At 32.9% G+C, this 7,199-nt stretch carries 9 protein-coding genes; 4 read left to right on the forward strand and 5 right to left on the reverse strand.

Annotated elements, in window-relative coordinates:
- Window positions 1-88: 88 nt before the first annotated feature.
- The 4 genes from ACR0QS_RS09090 (at window position 89) to ACR0QS_RS09105 (ending at window position 4,015) form a co-directional block, all read left to right on the forward strand.
- On the forward strand, window positions 89-769 hold the full coding sequence (locus ACR0QS_RS09090) for a CoA transferase subunit A (protein WP_432633125.1): 681 nt from the start codon (window positions 89-91) through the stop codon (window positions 767-769).
- A gap of 14 nt (window positions 770-783) precedes the next feature.
- Window positions 784-1,458: a 3-oxoacid CoA-transferase subunit B gene (locus ACR0QS_RS09095; RefSeq protein WP_432633126.1), complete on the forward strand. Its 675-nt coding sequence runs from the start codon at window positions 784-786 to the stop codon at window positions 1,456-1,458.
- A gap of 104 nt (window positions 1,459-1,562) precedes the next feature.
- Window positions 1,563-2,951: a short-chain fatty acid transporter gene (locus ACR0QS_RS09100; RefSeq protein WP_432633127.1), complete on the forward strand. Its 1,389-nt coding sequence runs from the start codon at window positions 1,563-1,565 to the stop codon at window positions 2,949-2,951.
- 122 nt (window positions 2,952-3,073) lie between these two features.
- Window positions 3,074-4,015: an Rpn family recombination-promoting nuclease/putative transposase gene (locus ACR0QS_RS09105; RefSeq protein WP_432633128.1), complete on the forward strand. Its 942-nt coding sequence runs from the start codon at window positions 3,074-3,076 to the stop codon at window positions 4,013-4,015.
- 53 nt (window positions 4,016-4,068) lie between these two features.
- On the opposite strand, the gene ACR0QS_RS09110 is transcribed toward ACR0QS_RS09105, so the two are convergent.
- Genes ACR0QS_RS09110 through ACR0QS_RS09130 form a run of 5 tightly spaced genes read right to left on the reverse strand, consistent with a single transcriptional unit; the run spans window position 4,069 to window position 7,067 of the window.
- The gene (locus ACR0QS_RS09110; protein WP_432633129.1) at window positions 4,069-5,040 is read right to left on the reverse strand and encodes a KpsF/GutQ family sugar-phosphate isomerase; all 972 of its coding nucleotides are present in this window, start codon (window positions 5,038-5,040) and stop codon (window positions 4,069-4,071) included.
- Between the two features lie 41 nt (window positions 5,041-5,081).
- Window positions 5,082-5,210, reverse strand: coding sequence for a hypothetical protein (locus ACR0QS_RS09115; RefSeq protein WP_432633130.1), 129 nt, complete (start codon window positions 5,208-5,210; stop codon window positions 5,082-5,084).
- A gap of 9 nt (window positions 5,211-5,219) precedes the next feature.
- Window positions 5,220-5,582, reverse strand: coding sequence for a YraN family protein (locus ACR0QS_RS09120; protein WP_432633131.1), 363 nt, complete (start codon window positions 5,580-5,582; stop codon window positions 5,220-5,222).
- Window positions 5,583-5,589: 7 nt separating this feature from the next.
- Window positions 5,590-6,783, reverse strand: a complete 1,194-nt coding sequence (locus ACR0QS_RS09125; protein WP_432633132.1) for an HD-GYP domain-containing protein — start codon at window positions 6,781-6,783, stop codon at window positions 5,590-5,592.
- 20 nt (window positions 6,784-6,803) lie between these two features.
- Window positions 6,804-7,067: an EscU/YscU/HrcU family type III secretion system export apparatus switch protein gene (locus ACR0QS_RS09130; RefSeq protein WP_432633133.1), complete on the reverse strand. Its 264-nt coding sequence runs from the start codon at window positions 7,065-7,067 to the stop codon at window positions 6,804-6,806.
- Between the last annotated feature and the right edge of the window lie 132 nt (window positions 7,068-7,199).

A 7,199-nucleotide genomic window follows, 5' to 3' on the forward strand; every position in this document is an offset into this window, starting at 1 on the left:
TAACATAACTACTTGACATAACCGTTATTTTTTACTATAATAGATACATAAAAAACATATAAACAACTTCATAAAAAAGGATGGGACTATGGTAAAGATAATTTCAAAACAAGAAGCCTGCGATTTAATCAAAGACGGCTCGGTAGTAATGTTTGGAGGGTTTTTAGCATGGGGTTCTGCATGGGAAGTTACGGATTTACTTGCAGACCAAAACAAAGTTAAAAACCTAACGCTCGTTGGAAACGACACAGCTTTTGCCGACAAATCTTACGGTAGGCTTATGACCAATCGTCAAGTTTCTAAAGTTATAGTTTCGCATATCGGAACTAACACCGAAACTCAAAAACAAAACAATAACAAAGAAATCGATGTCGAATTGGTGCCACAAGGAACTTTAGCCGAAAGAATAAGAGCGGCTGGAGCTGGTTTAGGAGGAATACTTACTCCTACGGGAATAGGAACTCTTGTCGAAGAAGGCAAGCAAATAATCGAAGTTAAAGGCAAGAAATATATTCTTGAAGAACCTTTATACGGAGATATAGCGCTTGTTTATGCGGATAAGGCGGATAAATACGGAAATTTATTCCACCATGGCGTTACGAGAAACTGGAATATGATAATGCCTATGGCTTGTAAAACCGTTATAGCCGAAGTAAAAGAGATAGTTGACGAATTAGACCCCGATAATATAACCGTTCCTTGCGTATTCGTGGACTATGTAGTTAAGAGCGATTACGACTATTTAGCTAAAGGGCTTAAAAAGGCTTAAAAGGAGAGAAAATCATGGCAGAATTATCAAAAGAAAAAACAAGAGAAATTATAGCCAGAAGAGTGGCTAAAGAGCTTAAAGACGGAGACTTGGTTAATTTGGGAATAGGATTGCCTACGGAAGTCGCAAACTATATACCCGAAGGAGTCGAAGTTCTATTGCAATCGGAAAACGGAATGGTAGGAATGGGACCTACTCCTGAAAAAGGAAAGGAAGACCCTAATGTTACTAACGCTGGAGGCGGTTTGGTGACTTTGCTACCAGGCGGAGTTTATTTCGACAGCTTTACTTCTTTTACAATAATAAGAGGAGGACATGTTGACGCTACGGTTTTGGGAGCTTTGGAAGTAGACCAAGAAGGCAATTTGGCAAACTGGATGGTTCCGGGAAAATTGGTTCCAGGTATGGGAGGCGCTATGGATTTGGTTGTCGGAGCTAAATTGGTTATAGTGGCTATGGAACATACGGTTAAAGGAGCTAAAAAAATATTGAAAAAATGCACGCTTCCTCTTACCGCTAAAAATCAAGTCAATATGATAGTAACGGAAAAGGGAGTTATGAAAGTAACCGATAAGGGATTGGAACTTACGGAAATATTTTCAACTTCAAGCATAGAAGATATAAAGGCAAGCACCGATGCGGATTTGATAATCAATAATCCTAAAGAGGTGGATGTCGACACTTTATAAAATCAAAAATCAAATAGTTATTACGAGGGCTTTATCAAGTTCTCGTAATAATTAAAAAATAAATCAAAATCAATAAAATAAAAATACAAATAACGGAGAAAAAAATGAGTAGCACTAAAAAGAAAAGAGGAATAATCGAAGGGCTGGCGCATGCATCGACAATGGTAATGCAAAAATTCCTGCCCGACGCGTATATTTTTGCCGTAATACTAACGATTATAGTATTTGTAGCCTCAATGATATTTACTAAACAAGGTTTTATTGGATTAGTAGGACATTGGGGTAAAGGCGTATGGAGTTTGCTTGCATTCAGTATGCAAATGGTTTTGGTATTGGTAACGGGGCATGTTCTCGCTTTGTCTCCTCCATTCAAAAAACTTTTAGACCATTTGTCAAATATTCCTAAAAATCCCGCTCAAGGAATAGCTTTGGTAAGTATAATTTCATATACGGCTTGTATATTGAACTGGGGATTCGGTTTGATTATCGGCGCAATATATGCAAAAGAAATCGCAAGAAAAGTTAAAGGAATAGATTATAGACTTTTAATAGCTTCCGCATATTCGGGATTCGTTTTGTGGCATGCAGGATTTTCTGGTTCTGTTCCTTTGGTAATAGCTGGCGGAGATTTATCTGCAACTGGAGGCTCTTTGACGGAAGCCGTTCCCGTAAGTCAAACTTTATTCTCAAGCTATAATATATTTATAGTAGTGGGAATGTGGATTTTGCTTCCAATTATCAATGTTTTGATGCATCCTAAAAACGAAGAAGATGTATTCATTATCGACCCTAACCTTATTAAAGAAGAAGTCGGAGTTAAAAAAATATCAAAAGAAGAATTTAAAAATATGACTCCTGCGGAAAAATTGGAAAACGGTTGTTTCGTAAATTATGTTCTCGCAGTATTAGGATTTGCATATATAGTTTATTATTTTGCATCTTCTGGAAAATTCGATTTGAATTTGAATATCGTAAATCTTATATTCTTAATGCTTGGAGTTCTTCTTCATAAAACGCCAAGAAGTTTAATAGACGCTTTCGGAGAAGCGGCTAAAGGAGCTGCTGGAATAATATTGCAATTCCCTCTATACGCGGGTATTATGGGCATGATGACTGGAGCTAATGCGGAAACGGGATTATCGCTCGCGCATGTAATAAGCAATTTCTTCGTTCATGTATCTACCGTAAAAACCTTCCCGTTATTCACATTCTTAAGCGCGGGAATAGTAAATTTATTCGTTCCATCAGGCGGCGGACAATGGGTTGTTCAAGGACCGATTATGATGCCTGCAGGAGCGGAAATAGGCGTAGATGCCGCGAAAGTTGCAATGTGTATAGCTTATGGAGACAGCTGGACAAATATGATTCAGCCGTTCTGGGCTTTGCCTGCGCTTGGTTTGGCTAAACTCGGAGCAAGAGATATTATGGGTTATACTTTAATAGTTCTCATTGTGAGCGGATTAGTCATAGGAGCGGGAGTATTCTTCTTGTAAATTAAGCATATCCTTTAAATTAATTTTACAAATGCGGGTTGTCGTTTATTCGGCAGCCCGTAATTTTTTTATTATTTTTAATATATTTTGACAAACAATTAATTTTTTGGTATAATATAATTATGAAGAGAAAAAGAAATATAAATAGAGAAATTAACAAACTAAATGATTTATTTGTCCGATTTCTACTCGGCAAAAACGGAAATGAAAAAGTTCTTGAAGACATGGTTAACGCCGCTTTAAGAGATTTCAATTTTGAAGAAGTTAAAGATTTAGAAATAATTGACCCTTATAATCTTTCGGAAAATATTGATTTGAAAGAATCAATTATAGATATTAAGGCAAAAACAAAAGACAATCGAACCGTAATTATTGAAATTCAACTTTGCGGAAATATGGATTTTCTTAAAAGAATTTTTTATTATATTTCAAAAAATATCGTCAATGAGTTAAAAGAAGGTGAAGATTACAAACAACTTTCAGGAATTATTAGCATAAATTTACTTAATTTTAATTTAGATTTTGGAGACGAAGGCAAACCGCATCGCTGTTTTAAATTAATCGACACTAAAAACCATAATGTAGATTTAGATTTTATTCAAATGCATGTTATCGAGGCGAAACGATTTATTGAAATAATTGAAAAATCAACTTTGGATGAATTAAAGAAAAACAAACTATTAACCTGGATGAAATTTTTCACAAGCAAAAATTTAAAATCTATAGAAAAAGAATTGAAGGAGGCAAACCCGATTATGACAAAAGTAATAGAAGAATATAAAAGATTTACTTCGGACGATAAACTTATGCGAGCCTATGACGCAAGGGATGCATTTTTAGTAGGACAAAAAATTATGCTGGATAGAGAACGAGAAGAAGGAATAAAAGAAGGAATTGAAAAAGGAATAAAAAAAGGAATTAAAAAAGGAAAACTTGAAGGCATAAAGGAAGGCGAAAAAAATAAAACAATCTTATTGGCAAAATCAATGAAAAATAAAAATATGGATATTAACCTTATAAGCGAAATAACAGGCTTAACTATTGACGAAATACGAAAATTATAAATTCTCGTTCTTTTTTAATTTTAAAATAAATTGCCGTTTTTGATGGATTAAAATTAGAAGGCTTTTATTTTCAAAATATCATGTATATGAACTATGCCGATTGGAATTTTTCCTTTATCGGTATCTTCGACAACAACAAGATTCGTTATTTTTCCCTCCATTATATGCAAGGCTTCTCCGATTAAAGTGTCTTCGTATATAACTTTAGGATTTTTATTCATTATATCTTTTATGCTTTTCGATAAAATATTTTCAGCCGATTTATTTTTTATTAAAAGTCTTTTCAAATCTCCATCGACTATTATTCCGTTTAAAATATTATTATCGTCCGTTATTATCGCTATTCCCAATTTGCATTCTATTATCTTAAATAAAGCGTCATATAAAGTCGTTGATAAATCGATTATAGGAAGATTATCTTTATGCATTATTGATTTAACTCTTGCAAGCTGTCTTCCCAAACTTCCGCCAGGATGAAATATTGCAAAGTCTTCCGCTTTGAAACCTCTTATTTCCATTAATGCCGTAGCCAACGCGTCCGATATTCCCAAAGACGCAGTAGTGCTTACGGTAGGAGCTAATTTGAGAGGGCAAGCTTCTTCTTTCACATGAGTGAGTAAAGTTATTTTTGCATTTTTCGATAAAGTGGAATCTTTCTCGTTGGTAATCGCAATATAAGGAATATTCTGCCTGCATAACCAATTAACCAATTCTATTATCTCTCTCGATTCTCCGCCTTTTGAATATAATATTAAATAATCGTTTTTCGTTATCATTCCGAAATCGCCATGCAAACATTCGTTGGGGTCCACAAAAAAACTCGGCGTTCCCGTTGACGCGAAAGTCGCCGCGGATTTTCTTGCGATATGTCCGCTTTTTCCTACGCCCGAAGTTATGACTCTGCCTTTGATTTTAAATAATTCATTAACCGCATTCTCAAAATTATAATCCAAGTTATCGGATAAATTTTTAAGATTCTCGCTTTCAAGCAGCAGAGTAAATTTTCCTCTTTCTATTATATTCATTAAAATACTCTTTTATTATCGCTATATATTTTATTATTCTATTATTCGATTACGGCGCTTATCAAATGCTCCGCTAATCTCTCTATAGCTTTATCTATATATTTTTTATCTTTAAGTTTTTTCTTGTATAAATCTATTTTTTTATAATTAATTATTACAGCCGTTTTCATATTCAACCCCTAAATAAATATATCTTCTATAAAAGATATTTCTCTTTTATTAAGGGTATCGTCTATTAGAACAGCCCCAAAGGAACATTTTTGATTTAAACCTAATCCTCTTTTAATTAAGTATTCTTCGGCAGTTTCGTATAGTTTCTTTTTCTTTGCTTTTGATATAGATTCCGCCGCATATCCAAAACTTCCCTGTCTTCGATATTTCACTTCTACAAACACAATAACAACTCCTTTTGTCATTATTAAATCTATCTCGCCTCTTCTTTTTCCTCTGAAATTTCTTTCGAGAAGTTTAAATCCGAGTTTTTCGAGATATTTTAAGGCGATTTCTTCTCCTTTGTCGCCTATTTCCTTATTATTTTTCATTTTGTTTTTATTCTTTATTTAATATTTTTTTATTTACCTCCTCCAAAAATTTATCGTCTCTGTCTATTCCGCTTATAAATATTTGATTATTTTCAACCAAATTTATAACCTCTCCATTTTCCGTAAAATTTCCGTTTTCATCGGACATTATTTTTATAATAGGTCTTATCGGAAAATTATTATTAGTGGCAAAAACCAAAGCCTTTCTCTTATCGTTCAAAATAATTACCGAACCTACGGGATAAACATTGAATATTCCGATAAACACTTTTGAAACTGTAGGGTCGTATTTATTATTAGCTCCCTGCATTATAAGTTTTACCGAATCAAATAATAGTTTTTTTTCGACATTTTTTTTATCGGAGCTCAGATTTTTTTCGTCCGATAGAATTCTATTATTTTTCATTACCTTTTCCGCTTCATGCGCAATTGCAACAATTTTCGCGTATAAATGTATTTCGTTTCCAGATATTCCGCGCGGATAGCCTTTGCCATTAAAATATTCATGATGTTCGAGCGCTATTGCCGCCATTTCTTCTTCAAATCTAAAATTGCTTTTCATTAATTTATAACCGTAAACCGTGTGTTTTTTTATTTCGGCATATTCTTCTGGAGTATGTTTATATTGTTTATTTAATATTTTTTCGGGAACTTTAACCAAACCTATATCGTATAAAATCGCTCCGAGTCCGAGTTTTTTTAATATTCCATCCGAAAGTTTCATTCCTTTTCCTATGATTAACGATATTATGGCGACATTTAAAGAACGAACATAATAAAAATCTTCTTTATTAAAATTAAAAATACTTAAAAGAGCTATAAAACTATTTAAATTCCTATTCATTATATCCAAAAGTCCGTCAATGATTTCGTTAAGTTCTTTCATGTTGACAAGATTATTATGCCTGAAATTTCCCAGATTATTTTTCGTTTGTTTTATTATATTCAAATAAATATTTTTAAATACTTTATATTCTCTTAAAAATTTATCGAAATCCTGCACGGAGTTATGAGTCGCGCCTTCGCTTTCCAAATCTTTAATAAAAACTTCGGTTATATCCCATTTTTTAAGCCTGTTTATATCTTCGTCTTTCACTTCTATATATTTGCTTATCGCGATAAAATCGTTATCCAAATATATATCTTTTCTTTCTGGCTGGGATTTAATATCCTGCGTTTTTATTTTAGCGAAATTTTCCATAATTATAACTCTTTATAAGTTTATAGACTTTCCTTTAATTTATATACATGCCCAAGTATTATACTAACCGCTCTATAAAGCGAATAAGGAATTTCTCTTCCTATGTCTAATTCCATTAACATCTTCGCAGTTTCTTCGTCTTCCACTATCGGAACATTATATTTTTTAGCGAGAAAAACCATTTTTTTAGCGAGCAGTTTTTCTCCTTTCGATACGACTACGGGAGCATTATGAATCTCTTTATCATACAAAAGAGCTATAGCGTTTTCAATATCCTTATTCATTATTATACCTCGTTATCATATTCTAATTTAAAATTTAAATTCTCAAAAATTTTAAGTTGTTCTTCAATAATATATTTCGTATCATTACATTTTTTATATAATTTTTTATCAAATAATTTCAAAGTTATTAAA

It is taken from the genome of Brachyspira sp., from assembly GCF_050873525.1.
Lineage (GTDB): Bacteria > Spirochaetota > Brachyspiria > Brachyspirales > Brachyspiraceae > Brachyspira.

What these genes read in the sequence shown, in the direction of transcription:
- ACR0QS_RS09105 (WP_432633128.1), top strand. Translation starts at nt 3,074, where the DNA reads ATGAAGAGAAAAAGAAATATAAATAGAGAAATTAACAAACTAAATGAT.
- ACR0QS_RS09125 (WP_432633132.1), bottom strand. Translation starts at nt 6,783, where the DNA reads ATGGAAAATTTCGCTAAAATAAAAACGCAGGATATTAAATCCCAGCCA.
- ACR0QS_RS09120 (WP_432633131.1), bottom strand. Translation starts at nt 5,582, where the DNA reads ATGAAAAATAATAAGGAAATAGGCGACAAAGGAGAAGAAATCGCCTTA.
- ACR0QS_RS09115 (WP_432633130.1), bottom strand. Translation starts at nt 5,210, where the DNA reads ATGAAAACGGCTGTAATAATTAATTATAAAAAAATAGATTTATACAAG.
- ACR0QS_RS09100 (WP_432633127.1), top strand. Translation starts at nt 1,563, where the DNA reads ATGAGTAGCACTAAAAAGAAAAGAGGAATAATCGAAGGGCTGGCGCAT.
- ACR0QS_RS09110 (WP_432633129.1), bottom strand. Translation starts at nt 5,040, where the DNA reads ATGAATATAATAGAAAGAGGAAAATTTACTCTGCTGCTTGAAAGCGAG.
- ACR0QS_RS09090 (WP_432633125.1), top strand. Translation starts at nt 89, where the DNA reads ATGGTAAAGATAATTTCAAAACAAGAAGCCTGCGATTTAATCAAAGAC.
- ACR0QS_RS09130 (WP_432633133.1), bottom strand. Translation starts at nt 7,067, where the DNA reads ATGAATAAGGATATTGAAAACGCTATAGCTCTTTTGTATGATAAAGAG.
- ACR0QS_RS09095 (WP_432633126.1), top strand. Translation starts at nt 784, where the DNA reads ATGGCAGAATTATCAAAAGAAAAAACAAGAGAAATTATAGCCAGAAGA.